At 52.1% G+C, this 15,756-nt stretch carries 17 protein-coding genes; 1 reads left to right on the top strand and 16 read right to left on the bottom strand.

The window, feature by feature from the left end:
• Window positions 1–30: 30 nt before the first annotated feature.
• From queC to SYN_RS16280, 16 genes are all read right to left on the bottom strand, one after another.
• Window positions 31–726, bottom strand: coding sequence for a 7-cyano-7-deazaguanine synthase QueC (gene queC, locus SYN_RS10660; RefSeq protein ID WP_011418140.1), 696 nt, complete (start codon window positions 724–726; stop codon window positions 31–33).
• Between the two features lie 145 nt (window positions 727–871).
• Window positions 872–1,519: a radical SAM protein gene (locus SYN_RS10655; protein ID WP_011418139.1), complete on the bottom strand. Its 648-nt coding sequence runs from the start codon at window positions 1,517–1,519 to the stop codon at window positions 872–874.
• Window position 1,520: 1 nt separating this feature from the next.
• Window positions 1,521–1,901, bottom strand: a complete 381-nt coding sequence (queD, locus tag SYN_RS10650) for a 6-carboxytetrahydropterin synthase QueD (protein WP_041585009.1) — start codon at window positions 1,899–1,901, stop codon at window positions 1,521–1,523.
• A gap of 238 nt (window positions 1,902–2,139) precedes the next feature.
• Window positions 2,140–2,997: a type II secretion system protein N gene (locus SYN_RS10645; RefSeq protein ID WP_011418137.1), complete on the bottom strand. Its 858-nt coding sequence runs from the start codon at window positions 2,995–2,997 to the stop codon at window positions 2,140–2,142.
• Window positions 2,998–3,099: 102 nt separating this feature from the next.
• Window positions 3,100–3,660, bottom strand: coding sequence for a type II secretion system protein GspM (gene gspM / locus SYN_RS10640; protein WP_011418135.1), 561 nt, complete (start codon window positions 3,658–3,660; stop codon window positions 3,100–3,102).
• Window positions 3,650–5,179 (bottom strand): pilus assembly protein PilM, encoded by a 1,530-nt coding sequence (gene pilM / locus SYN_RS10635; protein ID WP_011418134.1) that lies wholly within the window; start codon window positions 5,177–5,179, stop codon window positions 3,650–3,652. The genes gspM and pilM overlap by 11 nt, the downstream gene beginning before the upstream one ends.
• Window positions 5,176–6,147, bottom strand: coding sequence for a general secretion pathway protein GspK (locus SYN_RS10630; RefSeq protein ID WP_011418133.1), 972 nt, complete (start codon window positions 6,145–6,147; stop codon window positions 5,176–5,178). Before SYN_RS10630 ends, pilM begins: the two co-directional genes overlap by 4 nt.
• Window positions 6,148–6,149: 2 nt before the next feature.
• Window positions 6,150–6,812: a PulJ/GspJ family protein gene (locus tag SYN_RS10625; protein ID WP_011418132.1), complete on the bottom strand. Its 663-nt coding sequence runs from the start codon at window positions 6,810–6,812 to the stop codon at window positions 6,150–6,152.
• Window positions 6,809–7,189, bottom strand: coding sequence for a type IV pilus modification PilV family protein (locus SYN_RS10620; RefSeq protein WP_158302968.1), 381 nt, complete (start codon window positions 7,187–7,189; stop codon window positions 6,809–6,811). Before SYN_RS10620 ends, SYN_RS10625 begins: the two co-directional genes overlap by 4 nt.
• 13 nt (window positions 7,190–7,202) lie before the next feature.
• Complete coding sequence (locus SYN_RS10615) at window positions 7,203–7,697, bottom strand: prepilin-type N-terminal cleavage/methylation domain-containing protein (protein ID WP_011418130.1); 495 nt, start codon at window positions 7,695–7,697, stop codon at window positions 7,203–7,205.
• Window positions 7,690–8,133, bottom strand: coding sequence for a type II secretion system major pseudopilin GspG (gene gspG / locus SYN_RS10610; RefSeq protein ID WP_041585007.1), 444 nt, complete (start codon window positions 8,131–8,133; stop codon window positions 7,690–7,692). Before gspG ends, SYN_RS10615 begins: the two co-directional genes overlap by 8 nt.
• A 50-nt stretch (window positions 8,134–8,183) precedes the next feature.
• Window positions 8,184–9,413: a type II secretion system inner membrane protein GspF gene (gspF, locus tag SYN_RS10605; RefSeq protein WP_011418128.1), complete on the bottom strand. Its 1,230-nt coding sequence runs from the start codon at window positions 9,411–9,413 to the stop codon at window positions 8,184–8,186.
• Between the two features lie 185 nt (window positions 9,414–9,598).
• A complete protein-coding gene (gspE, locus tag SYN_RS10600) occupies window positions 9,599–11,263 on the bottom strand; it encodes a type II secretion system ATPase GspE (protein WP_011418127.1) in 1,665 nt (554 codons plus the stop codon).
• A gap of 5 nt (window positions 11,264–11,268) precedes the next feature.
• On the bottom strand, window positions 11,269–13,074 hold the full coding sequence (locus tag SYN_RS10595) for a secretin N-terminal domain-containing protein (protein ID WP_011418126.1): 1,806 nt from the start codon (window positions 13,072–13,074) through the stop codon (window positions 11,269–11,271).
• Between the two features lie 68 nt (window positions 13,075–13,142).
• Complete coding sequence (locus SYN_RS15380) at window positions 13,143–13,802, bottom strand: fibronectin type III domain-containing protein (RefSeq protein WP_011418125.1); 660 nt, start codon at window positions 13,800–13,802, stop codon at window positions 13,143–13,145.
• 576 nt (window positions 13,803–14,378) lie between these two features.
• Window positions 14,379–14,540, bottom strand: a complete 162-nt coding sequence (locus tag SYN_RS16280) for a hypothetical protein (RefSeq protein ID WP_158302967.1) — start codon at window positions 14,538–14,540, stop codon at window positions 14,379–14,381.
• 312 nt (window positions 14,541–14,852) lie between these two features.
• Between SYN_RS16280 and SYN_RS10580 the strand changes: the two genes are divergently transcribed.
• Window positions 14,853–15,650, top strand: a complete 798-nt coding sequence (locus SYN_RS10580; RefSeq protein WP_011418123.1) for an amidohydrolase family protein — start codon at window positions 14,853–14,855, stop codon at window positions 15,648–15,650.
• Window positions 15,651–15,756: the final 106 nt, after the last annotated feature.

Genomic DNA, 15,756 nt, shown 5'->3' with positions numbered 1-15,756 from the left:
TTTCACGGAAGAATTTTTTCCCTTTAAAAGTTACGTTTCAGAAAACGCCGGATCATCGAAACCGGCCTCCCGGAATCCCTTTCTGCGGAGATGACAACTGTCGCATTGCCCGCAGGGCTTTCCATCAGGCAAGGGATCGTAGCAGCTGTGGGTCAGTCCATAGTCCACACTCAGGGCCATGCCCTTGCGAATGATGTCCGCCTTGGAGAGATCAATCAGCGGGGTGCGGATTTTCACGCGCATTGTGCCTTCCACAGCCGCCTTGATGGCGAGATTGGCCATGGCTTCAAAGGCTGTAATATATTCAGGACGGCAGTCGGGATATCCGCTGTAATCCACCGCGTTCACGCCGATAAAGATTTCCGATATCTGTAAGACCTCTGCCCATGCCAGGGCGTAGGAGAGGAAGATGGTGTTTCTGGCTGGGACGTAGGTTACGGGAATTTCCGCCGATGTCTCTTCTCCCTCCTGTTTTTTCGGGACTTCAAAAGGCCCTGTAAGGGCTGATCCCCCGATGATTCTTAAATCAATAGAAATAAAAAGATGCTCCTTCGCGCCCAGAGCGGCGGCGATGCGCCTGGCCGCCTCCAGTTCGACGGCGTGGCGCTGGCCGTACTGGAAGGTGAGGGCGTAAAGTTCATAGTTTTCCGCTTTCGCGATTGCCATGGTGGTGGCGGAATCCAGCCCGCCGCTGAGCAGGACAACGGCCTTTTTCTTTGGACTCATACAAATGCCTCATGTTTTAACTTTTTATGCCAGGTCGTCTTTCCTCATCTGACTGCACCGGCTTCGTCTCTGTATCCTCGATATGATGTAAACATGCGACTGCACCGGCTTTTCCCTGCCGCCTCTTGGAGTCTTTTCCCTAGTTTCAAACACCCCGCACATCGTTTCCCCACAGGATTTTGTGAAGCTGGAGCTGAAAACGGACAGGAAGATGATCTTCCAGAATCCATCGGACCAGCTTTTTTGGATCAAGGCTATTGGTGACAGGAGAAAAGATGGGGGGATGGGAGATCCGGTTTGCCAGATTCCGGGAAATGAGGATTTCCTTAGCGAACTCGTAATCCTTTCTCTCGCCCAGGACGAACTTGATTTCATCCTGTCCGGTGAGATCATCCAGGTTGCGGTAATCGTTGCTCCGGCTTTCCCCACTGGAGGGGCATTTGATATCCACAATCCGTACACAGCGTTCATCGATTGTACGAATGGGTCTCGATCCATTGGTTTCCAGCAGAACATGGCATCCTCTGTCCAGCAGATCGCGGATCAGAAGGGGTGTTTCCTTCTGGATCAGGGGTTCCCCTCCCGTGATTTCCACGAGAGGACAATGATAAGAGGATATCCGGTCGAGAATGTCGGGGATGTCCCACAGCGTTCCTTCCTCGTAGGCGTAACGGGTGTCGCAGTAGGAGCAGCGGAGATTGCAGCCGGTCAGCCGGACGAAAACGCAGGGAATGCCGATAAAGGAGGATTCTCCCTGAATGCTGTAGAAAATCTCGTTGACCTTCAGGGGCACCTCATATCTCCCGGTAAGAGGCTTTGCTTGTCGGCGTTTCGGAAACCCTGACCCGTGAGACCCTGATCTTTTCCGTATTCAGTTTCCGACTCAGTTCGTTGTAGAGATGACGGGCGATGTTTTCCGATGAGGGGTTGATGTCGCAGAACTGCGGCAGTTCATTCAGGTTGACATGATCCAGGCGATGCAGAGCCTCCCGCACGGATTGCTTGACCTCCCGGAAATCGATGCCGATTCCGATTTCATTCAACTCCTCGCACTCGACGGTGACCTCGACGGCCCAGTTATGACCATGAAGGTGTTCACAGTTTCCGGGATAGTTCCGCAGTGCATGGGCCGCTGAAAACTGCTCTTCAATGCTGATTTCAAAAACACCGGGCATAAACGAAAGGCTCCTTTTGGATTCTGCCGAGGGGGCTGTTCTTTTTCCTGAAAAATCCGCCGATATTTTTAACCCACGCATAGGGAATCGCAGGCTCATGCTGCCTTATATACAGCCTGTACCGGGAAAAGCAATAAAAAATTCCGGAGCCTCTCCCGGGGGGAAAGCTCCGGACAGTTCCCGGAGTTTGCCGGGAGATGAACGTCTGCAGGAACCAGGGTGCTTCCGTTTCCTCTTCTTAAGGCGTGCTCAGCACCATGGATCGCCCCTGCCTCTTGATGTTGTAAGTGACCTTTCCGGAATCATTCTTCAGGGACTGAAGCAGGAAAACATCATCGGGTTCCTTGATGGGTTTGTTGTTGATGCCCTGCAGCAGATCACCGCTTTCGAATCCCCTGGCCTTGAGGGGACTGTCGGGCGGAACGTTGCCGATCACAAATCCATCCATTTTCCCATCGGTAAAATGAGGGCGGATCAGATTCTCGTCAATCACATTGTTGAGGTTTTTCATCATTTCGTTCCGGGCGACCAGTTTCTCCTGAACCTCGCTATCTCCCTGCTGAAGGGTTAAAGATTGCAGAGGGACCGTTCGGGCATGAATCGTTTCCATCGCTTCTCCCTTTTTGAAAACGACCATGTTTCTGCTCACCTGGACCAGGGTCCTTCCTCCACTGATGGCATCCCCAATCTTGTAAACCTTCTTGTTGTCCTGACCCGCCTCTTTCAGAACGGCAAATCCCGTTGTATTCCCGAAAGCGATGGTTCCCACGAGTTCCAGTGGAGGGGGTTGCGGGGGACCCTCAGCGTTCTGTCCGCCGGGAGGCGCGGAAATCATACCGAAGGGATTCTTTTCCGCGATGGATGAATAAGCCGAAAGGGGTTGAGCCGGGGCTGCCGGTTCCATTGTGACCTTTACGGGTGACGATTGCCGGGCAGGAGGGAGTGATTTTTTGCCCGGAAAAGGGGCTCCCAGTTTGTAAATCAGATTCCATGCCGTCCAGAGAACGGTCCCGCCAACCAGGACGAGGGTTAGAATGCGATAAACCCGTCCCGGATTCCCTTTTATGAAATGTGATAAGTTAAAAGTTTTAAACATTGAATACCTCTTTGCGACGGCTTCAGGTCTTTTCTCCGAATTCGTCGACAATCCGTATGAAGTGGGCGTTTTCAGCAGAAGAGACGGATTTCCGACTCCTCCTTATATCGAAGGCGTTTTTTCATAAGTTTTCAGAGCCAGGGTGGCGCTTAAAAACCCGGTTTCCGCAGGGCCTCCGGCAATGGATATCTGCTCTATCCAGATTCCGTATTCCGGTGATTCCGCGAGATAAAGAAATTGAATGAGCTGATCCATTGTGACCCGGGCGATTTTAATCTCTGTCCGGATTAAATCGTATCCTTCGCCGGCCTGGGATTTCGTGGATTGAAAATCCTGAATGCATGATTTCATATCCGTTTCGTTAATGATCCGATCCAGGTGAGAAGCCATGGTAAAATCGGGACTTCTCCTTTCCATCACCTGCCGGAGGACATCGGTTCCTCCCTTGAGGCTCTGGTATTGCGCTTTCAGTTCGGTCAGTTCCTGAAGAACCTTTTCCTGCCGGGCAATCGAACGGGTCATTTTGTCCCTTGCTTCGAAAAAGGGCAGGAGAATAAAATGAGTAAGCAGGAGCAGAAAAAGGCAGATCAACCCTCCGCCCAGGACGATTCGCTCCCGCTGCCGCAGACCGGACCAGTATGGCATAAAAGTTTTAAAGAACATGGGTCATCCTTAATTTGAACGTTTTTTTCGCGTCTTTGTTCGTGCCGCTGCCAAACTGCATCTGGATGTTGGAGAAGGATCGGGATTTTTCCAGTTCGCCTTTCCAGCGGGTGACGGCCTGGAAGTCGGACGCCTCTCCGGAGATTTCCAGGACGATCTGATTATAGCTGAGTTCCCTGATCACAATCCCGGACGCCTCGGGCAATGTGTCCATCGCTTTTTTCCAGGAGTCGAGGAAAAGTGAGCCCTGTTCCGCTCCCCTGGAAAACCCCCGGGCTTCAATGATCTTCTGCTGTAACTGACGAACCGGATCGACGATCCGGGTGACTTCCGGACAGCAGTTTTTAAAGGTTTTCGTGGTTTCTTCCTTGAGATGGCGAAGTTTCCTGCTGTCCGCGTAATATCCGGCGGCCAGGTTGCTTCCCAGGGCAAAGAACAGGATAACCGCCATCAGAGCGGTCCACCGGAGTTGACTCTTCATCCCGTTTCTTGCATTTGTGACGGCTTTTTCGGTCTTATTGAAATTGAAACCCGCCGATCCGTTGCCGCCTCGAAGGGCGAGGGCCAGAGCCTGATTCATGAGAGGCGCGTTCCAGGAGAGTCGGTTCTTCCCCGGAAGAGGAATGCCCTTCATTTTGAGCAGGTCGACAACCTCTACCGGAGTTTTGAAGAACTTTTCCAGGTCCTCCCGCAGGGTCGCGCTCAGCGCGCCGCCTCCGGTCAGGTAAATGCGGGAGGGCATTTCTTCGAGAAGACTGTTTTCCGCGAGGAATTGCAGCGTATCGGCGATCTGTCTGCAAAACTCAAATCGTTTCCGTTCTTTTCTATCCTGGTTCTGCAACTCCCCGTCCTTTTCTGCGGCTGGGCTTTTCCTGTTCTCATCGGGGTCGGAATGCGGAAGAAACCCGAATGTTCCGGGAGAGTCCGCGATCCCCCAGGGAAAGGATCTGACGTGAACGATGGAGCCGCTCTGAAAGAAAACGGCAACGGAAGCATGTGCGCCGATATCCAGAAGAATCCCGGAAGCATTGGGGATATTCTTTTCCAGAAGATTCATAGCGATGGGAACAGCGTCCGTGTCGACAACAGCCATGCCGATGCCGGCCGCATAGCGCACGCGCTCCTGAACATCCTGCTTTCTGGCCGCGGCAGCCAGAACCGTTGTCGATTCGGGGGTGTGACGAGGCGGCAGAGAATCGACCAGAACGGTTTCGATGGGATCCGGAATGTGAGGCTCCATTTCATATGTGATGATCTCATCGATCGTCTTTTCTTCAGTGAATGGAAGGGAAAGATTGCGAAACGAACAGGAGCCCGCTGGAATGGAAAAGACGCATTCCCCTTCTTTAAAATGCTTGTCCGTGAAAAGTTTCTGCAGAGCCTGTTCCAGGCCATCGGCAGCATCCAGGTCGATCAGAGCGGATGCCGCGATACTTTTCCTGCTTTTGTAGTCGAAGGTCAATGAAACCGCCTTTAAACAGGCGGTACCGATATCAATGCCAATGGTTTTCTTATTCATGAATTTCCATACAGAAACCGGAGCTTGAACTTCTCCGATTTTCCGTCCTTTTCCAAGATTCCCGTTACGGTTCTTCGACAGCTTCCCAGCACGCCGGTGGAGGTGATCCGGAATGCTTCACTTCTGGTCATGATCAGTTCCGAAGCCGGATTCAGGCCGGATGTGCCGATAACCTGTCTGTACCAGGCCGGGTCATCGAGTTTAGCCTCCCCCCTGCGCCTGGAGAAATCGATCTGCTCCAGCGTGTCCTTGCTGATCCCCGGAAAGAGAGCCATCAGAACCGGTCCGGGCGCCGTGTTGATGTTGATTTTTCCCTTGCCGTAAAGGGTGACATAAGCACATAGTCCTGGTTTCCCCGCCGTTCCATAGAGAAGATCCCGGGACACGGCGCCGGTTTTCAGAATCTCTTCCGGAAATCGAAATGGACCTTTCCTCTGGGGCTCTGATTCCGTGTCGGAAGAATCTGAACCTTCCGACGGCTGGGAATTCGATATCATCCAGTCTTTTATCGAATCGACAATGATTCCACTCTGTTCTTCCGTCAGGTTCCATTCCGGCAAGTTCAGAAAGCGGACCAGCAGATTTCGGATTTCCGCGTTCTCCGCGCCATCCTTATTGATCAGGAAATTGATCGGAATCTTTCCCGTTTCATCCTCAATGACGATATAGCTTTGACCTTCCTCGATCAAGGCATTAAATCTGGCCGACCAGGTTTTCGCATCCGCCCAGGGCTGATCCAGCCCGTCATAGTTAGTCTTCTCCGCATTGAGGCTGGCTTCGCTGAAAGCGACTCCCGACCGGGCCAGATACAGCGCCTGCAGGCCGTCCCTGAGATTCGTCGTTTCGGTGATCTCCCGCCGGGTCTGGGAAATCATTTGAACCGCGGCGGCCACCATGATCGAAGTCATGCAGAGGACAACAATCAGGGCGATTCCTCGTTGCCCCGATTTTTTAATCATCTTTGCCATGTTCAGGACTCCTGCGGACTCATGTTGGCTGGATGGACTCGGGTCATGAAGTGAAACGGCTTGCTCTCATCCTCAGGATTGACCAGTGTGAGTTCCAGAACGACACTGGCAGGGGGACTCTTCTGATCGGAGGAGCAGAAGGTATCGGATATGTCTCTGCCGGCGCGGTCGTAGAATCGATAAGTGATAGAGGAAAGGCCGCGGCAGATCACGAAATCCGATCCCGCGATATCGTCGCTGTCCGAAGTTTCACTTCGGGCAAGTTCATAATCTCCTTTTTCCGAATTCAGTCTTACGGAATAGGTAATGTTGCTGATCCCCGCCGGCGGTGTTTCCGGCCCCTCCGGATTCGTCCGGCTTAAGGAATGGAAGCTCAAGCGGGGGAAAGGCTTTTCTCTGATGACCTCCTGCTCCAGAATAAAGGGACACGTCTGCCCCGAGGGATAAGCGGATTCAATATCCTTCATCATGCGTTCCATGGAGCTTCTGGCCATACTGAAGACCCTCCCGGTATCTTCCCAGTCGCGGGTCACTTTCAACGTTCCTGAATAAGAGGCAAAAAGGACGGAAAAAATAAGCGTAAGGATAAAAAGTGCGACTAGAATCTCGAAGAGCGTGAACCCCGCCTCTCCGCCGTTTTTACTTGTTTCCGGAGGATGCCTCATGGGGATTCCTCCCTGTACTGGAGGCTGGTGAGACGGAAACTTTCGCGTTTTTCCGAAAGGGTATCCAAAACCGTCACCTCCACCTTCTTCAGGGTCGAGATGCCGCTTCCCCGGACGGAAACCTGCCACCCATATTGGGAAAAGTTGCCGCCGAAATTTCCATGATCCGAAGCGGCGCCTTCCTTTGCCGCCTCGATCTCCGCCATTTTGCTCTGTGCCAGCAGAGACAGCGTTGTATCCTTTTTGATCCGGTGAGCCATGGCGAGGCTCTGTGCCAAAGCGTGGGAAACCGCCGCAACGACGAGAGCCAGGACCGTCAAAGCGATCATCATCTCTATCAGGGTAAACCCCTTTTGTCTTTTTTCCGTTTTCATCATGGTCTGACCGGCTTCACTCCAGATCTTCAGCAGGCTCATCACGGATTTCAAGCTCACTCAGGAAGGGGCTGATGGTCAGACTTACGGCACAGTCATCCCGGCGGAGATGGATAACGGCCGGTTGAGCGTACCCCTGTCCGGACAAAAGGACGGTGGCTTCGCCCGCCTTCTGCATTTCTCCGTTTCCGCTGTGGATGCCGGTGATCCGGATGCCTTCGGGCAGCGCCCATGACCGGATTCCGGACTGTTGCTGCATCTCGACAGGATCGGATGTGCGGGATGCCCTGAAGCGGCCCTTATCAAGATCAACATGAAGAACATAATCAACCTGTTCCCGTACGGCCCGGTTTCGGGTCTCGCCGATGCAGTCCGCCAGCTTCCGTGCTTCCGACCGGACGGGATGCGCCGCCATCGTGTCCTTCAGAGAAGGAATGGCGAGTACCAGCAGAGTGCTGATCAAACTCATGACGACAATCAGCTCGATGAGGGTGTAAGCCCGGTTATTCATCTTCCCAACTGTTCACGTCCTGGTTTTTTCCTTCACCTCCTGGTTCCCCGTCGGCCCCATTGGAGCTCAGATCATATTCCCCGTGAACCCCCGGCTCTACGTAGACAAAGGGATTGCCCCAGCCGTCGGAAGGGATTTTTTTCTTTTCCAGATATCCTCCCTCCCGCCAGGCTCGGGGAGGCGTCCCCGTTTTTGGAGAGGCAACCAGGGCTTCCAGCCCCTGCTCAGTAGTCGGATAAACGCCGTTGTCCAGCTTGTAGAGCTTCAGCGCCGCCCCCAAACCATCGATCTGCAGACGGGTTTTTACCCGTTTGGCATCCTCGGTCCTGCCCATCATCCGGGGAACGATCAGTCCCGCGAGGATCCCGAGGATCACCAGGACCACCATCAGTTCGATCAGGGTAAACCCTTTGTTGTTTTTTTTAGTTTTATACATCATCTTACTCCTTGCGTTGCGTTATGTGATGAGGGATTTGTCTGGAAATTTTATTTCACGAGCTGGTTCATTTCAAAAATGGGCAGCAGGACGGAGATCACAACAAATCCGACGAGAAGTCCCATAATCAGGATCATCAAAGGTTCCAGCAGGGACATGAAAAAGGCCAGGCCGGCAGACGTTTCTTTTTCATAGCTGTCGGCGATTCGGGAAAGCATTTCTTCCAGCCGGCCGCTTTGTTCACCGATGGCGATCATTTCCGTGGCCATCCGCGGGAACAGACCGCTGCGGGCAAGGGCGACGGAAAGTCCCTGGCCTTCCTTGATTTCCACTCCGGCGTTTTCAATGGCCTCGGCGATGAGAAGGTTTCTCGCGATGTGACGGGAAATTTCCAGCGCCGTAAGCAGGGGGACGCCGTTCTGCAGCAGGGTCCCCAGGGTGGAGGCAAATCGCGCCATCGCCATTTCGCGATTCATTTTACCGAAAAAGGGGATACGGAGAAGCATAATGCTCCATAGACGCTTTCCCCGATCGGTCCGGGTAATTGCATAACGACCAAGGCCGGCAACGGCGGCGGCAAGAAGGAGAAGAAGCCACCAGGCATCGTGGAGAAATCCGCTGAAAGAGATCAGCAGGGTTGTTATCGTCGGCAAGGACTGGTTCATCTCTTCAAAAACCTCCGTAATGTTTGGAATCACGAAGGTGATGAGAAAAAAAAGGATCAGTGCGCCGAAAAGAAACATCAGGATCGGATAAGCGAGAGCGGCCTTGATTTTTCGTGCAAACTCCTGCTGTTTTTCGCTGTAATCGGCGAGCCGTTCAAGCACGACGGGCAAGGTTCCGGAAGCCTCCCCCGCTCTGACCATGCTGATATAAAAGGAAGAGAAGACACGAGGGAAAGAGGACATGCCGGCGGAAAGACTGATTCCTTCGACCACATCCTTCCGGATCTGCGAAAGGATGGATTGCAGGGCCTGGTTGTCCGTTTGCGTCACGAGGATATTCAGAGCCTGCACAAGGGGCATGCCTGCGGAAAGAAGGGTTGCCAGATGTCGGGTTGTCACCGACAGCTCGCCGGGATTCACCGGTTTGACAAAGGGCAATGGCTTCCGGGACAGGGGCTCCTGGGCCTGTGCGCCGATCCTGGCCTCCCTGCACTCCATGGGGAAGATAAAGGCTTCCCGCAATTTCTGTCTGGCAGCGGTGGCACTGGGCGCTTCCAGCGTTCCGCTGATCTGTTCGCCGCTGCGGTTCCTGGCGGTATATTCGTAAAAAGGCATGGTATTTTGGTCTGTGTCTTTCCGTCTGATATCTTTTGTTCCGGTTACACATCAAAGAGCGTCATTCGATGGCTTCGCTGTCGGCTCCTCGACGTGCGCTTCGGCACGTCTGTGCGCCTCTGCCTTGTCGCCTCGATATCATCTCTGATCTGAAACTGGAATAACTGAGCAAAAGGGGTATTTCTTCATGCACCGGGATGAGAGGCCGTCCGCTTGCGTGAGCGGGTTTTCAAAACGCGTGTGACCCGGAGTACTTCTTCTATGGTTGTGATCCCTTCCAGAACCTTGTGGGCGCCGTCCTGGAGCAGAGGCAGCATCCCGCATTCCACGGCTTCCTGGTGAATCGCGTTGGAATCCGATGTTTTCAGGATCATGTGCTTCAGCGATTCCTCCATCACCATGAGTTCCATAATGGCTGTTCTGCCGTGGTAGCCGGTGTTCATGCAGGCTGAACAGCCGCCCTTTCTGTAAATCGTCGCGTTCTCCGCCATTTCCGGAGACAGGCCGATATTGGTTAAAGATTGTCTGTCCGGGATATAGGGCTGTCTGCACTGCGGGCAGAGGACACGGACCAGCCGCTGAGCAACGATGGCGATTACCGATGAGGTAATGAGAAAAGGTTCGATTTCCATGTCAATCAGGCGGGTCACCGCACTGGCGGCATCGTTGGTATGGAGCGTGGAGAGGACCAGGTGACCGGTAAGCGACGATTGAATGGCTATTTCCGCTGTTTCTTTATCCCTGACTTCTCCCACAAGAATGACATCGGGGTCCTGCCGGACGATGGAACGCAGACCGTTGGCGAACGAGAGATCAATTTTCGGGTTGATCTGAATCTGGGCGATGCCGTCAATCTGATATTCAATGGGGTCTTCGATGGTGATGATGTTGATTTCCGAATTGTTGAGATTGGAAAGGAGGGCGTAAAGGGTTGTCGTTTTGCCGCTTCCCGTTGGTCCGGTTACCAGAATAATCCCATAGGGGGATGAAATCAGACGGTTGAAAATTCCTATTGTTTGCGGATTGAACCCAAGATCGGGCAATTGCAGCAGCGCGCGCGTCTTGTCCAGCAGGCGCAGAACCAGACGTTCGCCGAAGGCCGTCGGCAGTACGGAAACTCGAACATCCACGCTTCGGTTCCCGATCCTGGCATCGATACGGCCATCCTGGGGAAGCCGCTTTTCCGCGATATCCAGTCTGGCCATGATTTTGATACGGGAAACGAGGGCGGCGTGCACCTTGCGCGGCAGGTCCATGGCAATGCTGAGCATTCCATCGATTCGATACCGGATCTTCAGGGAATTCTGATAGGGTTCGATGTGAATATCACTGGCCCGGTCCCGGATCGCCCGGGAGAGAATCAGGTTGACCAGCTGGATCATGGGCGCTTCGTGCGCATCATCCAGAATATCCCCCGTTTCTTCGATTTCTGAAAGAATCCGGTCATAGGAGTCATCCATGAAGGTCTGGACAAAGGCCTCCACTGTGCTGCGGTCGTGTTCATAAAGCTGCTTGATGGCGAAAAGGATGGCGGATTCGGGAGCGAGAACGATGGAGATATCCGGATTCTGCAGCAGTCGCTTCAGGTCGTCGATGGGTTCGAAGAAAGCAGGATTGTTGACCGCGATAACCGTGGAGGAATGTGCTTCCAGGGGGACGATCTTGTGACGCTTCAGGAATTGAACAGGAACCTGGCCGTTGAATCCGACACCCGCGATCTCCGTCGGCATTTCTCTCCAGAAGGGAAGATTCAATGCCTGGGCCTGGGTGACAATTTTTTCTTCTTCCGGATTGAGATGGACTTCATTATCCATGGAATGAGGTGTGGCAAGTTCTGGGGTAATCGTCATTTATATCAGTGGTTTCCTTTCTTCTGACCAGGGTTGGAGAGATTTTTCTTCTCCCTTTCCAGATGGTCGCTTTTTTCCTTGGATATCCGGCTGGCATCTGTATGTTGGCGGATGACGCGGGGCGTTATAAAGACGTAGAGGTTCGTTTTTTCCCGGTTTGAGGATCGGGATTTGAAAAGCCAGCCGAGGACGGGGATATCACCCAGGAGAGGCACTTTGTAGGTGCCGAGCTGGGTGCTGTCTCCAATCATTCCGCCGATGACCACGGTTTCCGAATCCTTGATGGTCACGGTTGTGTTGACGGCCCGTTTGTTGGTTGTGGGCAGTCCGGTAGGAGAATCTTCCGTAACCTGACTGACCTCCTGATTGATCTTCATGCGGACGAATCCCTCACTGTTGATGTGCGGCGTGATCTTCAGGCTGACGCCGACATCCCGATATTCATAGGAGCTGTAATCAAGATTTGTCGTGGTTGTTTCCTTTCGGGTTGCATAGGGAACGTTTTTGCCGACATGAATCTGGGCCTCTTCGTTGTCCATGGTCAGAAGCTGCGGTTTGGACAGGATATGAATATCCGTATCGCTCTTGATGGCCTGGATCATGGCGCCGATGTCCTGAAAGGTTATCCCCCCAAGGGTAATTCCCGTCCCCAGAATGCCGAAGGTAAATCCTGAAGAATAAGTGGCAGGTGTTGTGACATCGGGCAGGATATTATACGTCCCGGCGGGCGGACCCAGACCGCCCGAGCCGAATAACAGCGACCCTGTGCCTCCGGAGCCTGCGTCGTGCATGGCTCGCCATTCAGTGCCGAGGTTGAAGTCCTTGACGATATTGACCTCAAGAATCAGGGCTTCGATGTAAACCATCGGTCGGGATGAATCCAGCTTTTGAATGAGTCCCTGAAGCAGTGCGTAATCTTCCGCGGAGGCGGTGATGATCAGGGAATTGGTTGCCTTGTCCGACTGGATCTGAACATTTCTGGAAAGGGCCGGTTGGCCTTTTTCGCTTCCTGGAGCGGTTTCCTTGGGTTGAAGATTGATCAGAACCTTGGCCAGATCCTCCGCGCTGGCATTCTGCAGAGGGTAAACGTGCATGACGATGGCGTTCTTCTCCAGCTCGCTGTCCAGCGCGGTGATGATCTTCAGAAGCCGCTGCACGTTGGATTCCACGTCCGTTATGACCAGCATGCCGGAAGGGGGATAGGCATGCACGATACTGTCCCTTGTCACGAGGGGATCGATAACTTTTTTGAGATCTTCGGGATTGCCATGCTTCAGCTTGACAATGCGGGTGATCAGTTGATCCTCCCGTCCTCCTTCTTCATCCTGCAGAAAAGTGGGGATATCCTTTTCCCGGGCATCCTTCCGGGGGAGGATCTTGATGACGGCTCCTGAGGGAACGGTCGTATAACCGTGAATTTCGAGAACGGACTGAAAAACACGATACGCTTCATCTGATGATATCTGTTTCGGTGAAAAGACGGTAACGCTTCCCTGGACCTGTTTGTCTATGAGAAAATTTCTGCCGGTCATTTCACCGATGGCCTTGATGAAGGTCTGAATCTCCACATTATCGAAATCAATGGTTACCCCCGGCGAACCCATATTGTTCACCGGAGGACCGGCGCCATGATTTCCGTTTCCCGCGTAGGCATCCGGCAGGGTATTGGAAGAGAGCGCCACAGCGGAACCGGATCGGGATAGAGACGACCTTCCTTCCGCTGTGGCGGTCAGACAGAGAATCAGAAAGACAACCAGATAACGGGCCATATTGCCTGCGTCAGTGCTGCGGTGTTCCCTGCGGTAATTCATATGTTCCTCTCTGGAACCTGCCGGGTGTTATTGCCTATGTTTTTGTTTCAAGTTGACAAAGATCGCAGTTATTTGAACTTAACAACCATATAATGCTTTGCCTGAATGTTCTTGAAAGTATAAGAAGTCGGTTTGCCGACATAGACCTGGTCGACCCATACACCGGAAATATAGTGCCCTGTTATAGGTTTGATGTAAAAGGTATAACTGGAGCCGGCGGGCACATAAACTCTTTCTGACGGACTTACGGTGCCATAGGATTTACCTTCGGTGATATAAGGCGTCAGGTAGTAGGTCTTTGCAGTGGCCGTGGAAGTGGAGCTTGTCGTTGACGTTGAAGTCGTGGTCGTAGTTGTTGTTGTCGTCGGAACGGTGTAACTCACTTGATTGGAATAGTTGCTTAGCAATCCGGTTGTATTGTAGGCCTTGGCTGCAAAATAATAGGTTTTTCCTGCCTCAAGGCCGGAGATTCCTATACTGGTAAATTTGCCTGCGTCATAAGTCGCCCCGCTGTAATTTCCGGAGGAAGTTCCGGAATAGACCTTATATCCCGCAAGATCTGCTTCGGAGTTCGGGTTCCATGACAGGGTGACATTTGCCGCGTGACCAGAGTATGTTCCCATGGGGGACAGGCAGAGAGAGAGGATCCCAAAAAGGCAACCGAAAAGGATGGTTAATGAAACGTTTTGTTTAATCCGCAATTTAAAGCTTTTTCTTTTTTCTTTCATTACTGTCTTACTCCTCTAAAATTTTCCGACACAGCAGCCGGTGCAAACAGGTGATGCATCCCCGGTATATTCCACCACAGAACAACGGCGCGATCCGCTTGGTAAAATCGGCTTCGCAAACTGATGGACTACGGCGGATTTGCCGGCATGCAACAACCTTCTGCAACTTGATTTTTGTCCAGGAAAGCCTGCTTGTCGATCTCCCAGGATGTTGAGCAGGCATCGGTAAAGAAGGGCTTGAAGTGTAACAGAGCGTAACAAGAAGATTTGTGATGAGTACTATCACCACTGTGCATCAGAATAACCATGCACATCAACAGGAAATTTCAACCGCGTCGCCTCAATTCGAAACTCGACTCGATCAGAGCGATTGTGGTGCTGCTTTGGCTTTCCATTTTACATCTATCGGCGGACTTGTACTGAAACTTTTCCTCCTTGTCAAGCTGCAATTGAAAATTTGCAGATAATGAATTGAATTTATTAGGAATTATCGAATTATAATTCCTAAATTCATCTTGGATTTGCCATTCTGACTTAACAAATATCAAATTCAGTATTCATTTCCACTAATATCTGTCAGTTATAAAATAAAAGCGGTGGAGACGTATCGACGCCATGGGCAACTGGAATCATAAAATCATAGGCAGGGGAGGACGGACAGGCCTCAATGCCTTCACAAGGATAGAAAATAAGATTTTTCGATTCGGGATGAAGATCAAGGAAGGTGTAATCAAGCATGATTTCTTTTCTCCTTATGTTCTATGCGCTGTTGCGGAAGCTGCGTTGTTCGATGAATCGGACAGCAAAAATCAAGAAACTGGAGTTTAATGAAATCGGTGCTTACCCAAAACCGAAATCGAAAGGGAGATCGTGCTGAAAGAGCTGAATGTGAAAACGATTTTACATCATTATAAAAGAAAAAAGGGAGCTGTCAAATGGAAAACTTCGTTCTCTGTATTAAAAGAAAAAACAGAATGAAATGCGGGAAACCGCGTGGGAATTCATATATAACTTGAAAAGGCGAAGGGAATCTCTTATGGAAGTGCCGAAATGAAAATTGACTTTCATACTCATATTTATCCTGATCATGTGGCCGTCAGGACGATCGCGGCTGTTCGGCAGCGGGCCGGAATTGAAGCTCATACCGATGGCACGCTGAAGGGACTCAAAAGGTCCATGACGGCTGCAGGGATTGATATCTCCGTTGTGGCGGCTGTGGCGACCCGGCCGGAACAGGTATCATCTATTCATTGCTGGCTTGGCGGCATTCGACAGCCGGGCATCGAGACGATGGCAACGACGCATCCCTCCAATCCGTTGAAATCTGAGCAGATAAAATCTTTGAAGCGCCGAGGTTTCAAGGGCTTCAAACTGCATCCTGATTATCAGCATTTTTTTGTCGATGATTTTCGGATGTATCCATTTTACGAAGCGGCTGCCGCGGAAGGGATGTTCATTCTTTTCCATGCCGGGATGGACCGGGGATTGCCTTATCCTGTTCACGCAACGCCGAAACGTCTGGCGGCGGTGCATGAAGCCGTTCCGAGGCTCTGCATGATTGCCGCTCATCTGGGAGGAGAGGAGGCTTACGAGGAGACTGTGGCCCATCTTCTTGGAAAAGATCTTTATCTGGATACGTCCTTTGTCCTGAGAAAGATGCCCAGATTATTCCTGGAACGCATTTTCCGGGAACATCCGCCGGACAAGCTGCTGTTTGCTTCGGACAGTCCCTGGACGGATCAGAGGGAGGAACTCAATTTTCTGCTTCAACTGCCCTTTCTGTCCGTGCAGGATCAGGAAAAAATCTGCTTTTCCAACGCAGCGAGACTGCTGGGGCGTGAGGCGTGAAAGGGATCGGTAAGCCCCGCTCCACGCATGAGGTGCGGGATGCCCTTTTGAGTACATACCAGAGAGCGCACCCTTCCGTACCCTTCGCCGGTTTTTTTTTATCCAC

It is taken from the genome of Syntrophus aciditrophicus SB (assembly GCF_000013405.1).
GTDB lineage: Bacteria > Desulfobacterota > Syntrophia > Syntrophales > Syntrophaceae > Syntrophus > Syntrophus aciditrophicus.
This window is presented reverse-complemented; position numbering and strand designations above follow the sequence as displayed.

Coding starts and splice junctions, on each gene's coding strand:
- queC (WP_011418140.1), bottom strand. CDS start 726: ATGAGTCCAAAGAAAAAGGCCGTTGTCCTGCTCAGCGGCGGGCTGGAT.
- queD (WP_041585009.1), bottom strand. CDS start 1,901: ATGCCCGGTGTTTTTGAAATCAGCATTGAAGAGCAGTTTTCAGCGGCC.
- SYN_RS10645 (WP_011418137.1), bottom strand. CDS start 2,997: ATGTTTAAAACTTTTAACTTATCACATTTCATAAAAGGGAATCCGGGA.
- gspM (WP_011418135.1), bottom strand. CDS start 3,660: ATGTTCTTTAAAACTTTTATGCCATACTGGTCCGGTCTGCGGCAGCGG.
- pilM (WP_011418134.1), bottom strand. CDS start 5,179: ATGAATAAGAAAACCATTGGCATTGATATCGGTACCGCCTGTTTAAAG.
- SYN_RS10630 (WP_011418133.1), bottom strand. CDS start 6,147: ATGGCAAAGATGATTAAAAAATCGGGGCAACGAGGAATCGCCCTGATT.
- SYN_RS10625 (WP_011418132.1), bottom strand. CDS start 6,812: ATGAGGCATCCTCCGGAAACAAGTAAAAACGGCGGAGAGGCGGGGTTC.
- SYN_RS10620 (WP_158302968.1), bottom strand. CDS start 7,189: ATGATGAAAACGGAAAAAAGACAAAAGGGGTTTACCCTGATAGAGATG.
- SYN_RS10615 (WP_011418130.1), bottom strand. CDS start 7,697: ATGAATAACCGGGCTTACACCCTCATCGAGCTGATTGTCGTCATGAGT.
- gspG (WP_041585007.1), bottom strand. CDS start 8,133: ATGTATAAAACTAAAAAAAACAACAAAGGGTTTACCCTGATCGAACTG.
- gspF (WP_011418128.1), bottom strand. CDS start 9,413: ATGCCTTTTTACGAATATACCGCCAGGAACCGCAGCGGCGAACAGATC.
- gspE (WP_011418127.1), bottom strand. CDS start 11,263: ATGACGATTACCCCAGAACTTGCCACACCTCATTCCATGGATAATGAA.
- SYN_RS10595 (WP_011418126.1), bottom strand. CDS start 13,074: ATGAATTACCGCAGGGAACACCGCAGCACTGACGCAGGCAATATGGCC.
- SYN_RS15380 (WP_011418125.1), bottom strand. CDS start 13,802: ATGAAAGAAAAAAGAAAAAGCTTTAAATTGCGGATTAAACAAAACGTT.
- SYN_RS16280 (WP_158302967.1), bottom strand. CDS start 14,540: ATGCTTGATTACACCTTCCTTGATCTTCATCCCGAATCGAAAAATCTT.
- SYN_RS10580 (WP_011418123.1), top strand. CDS start 14,853: ATGAAAATTGACTTTCATACTCATATTTATCCTGATCATGTGGCCGTC.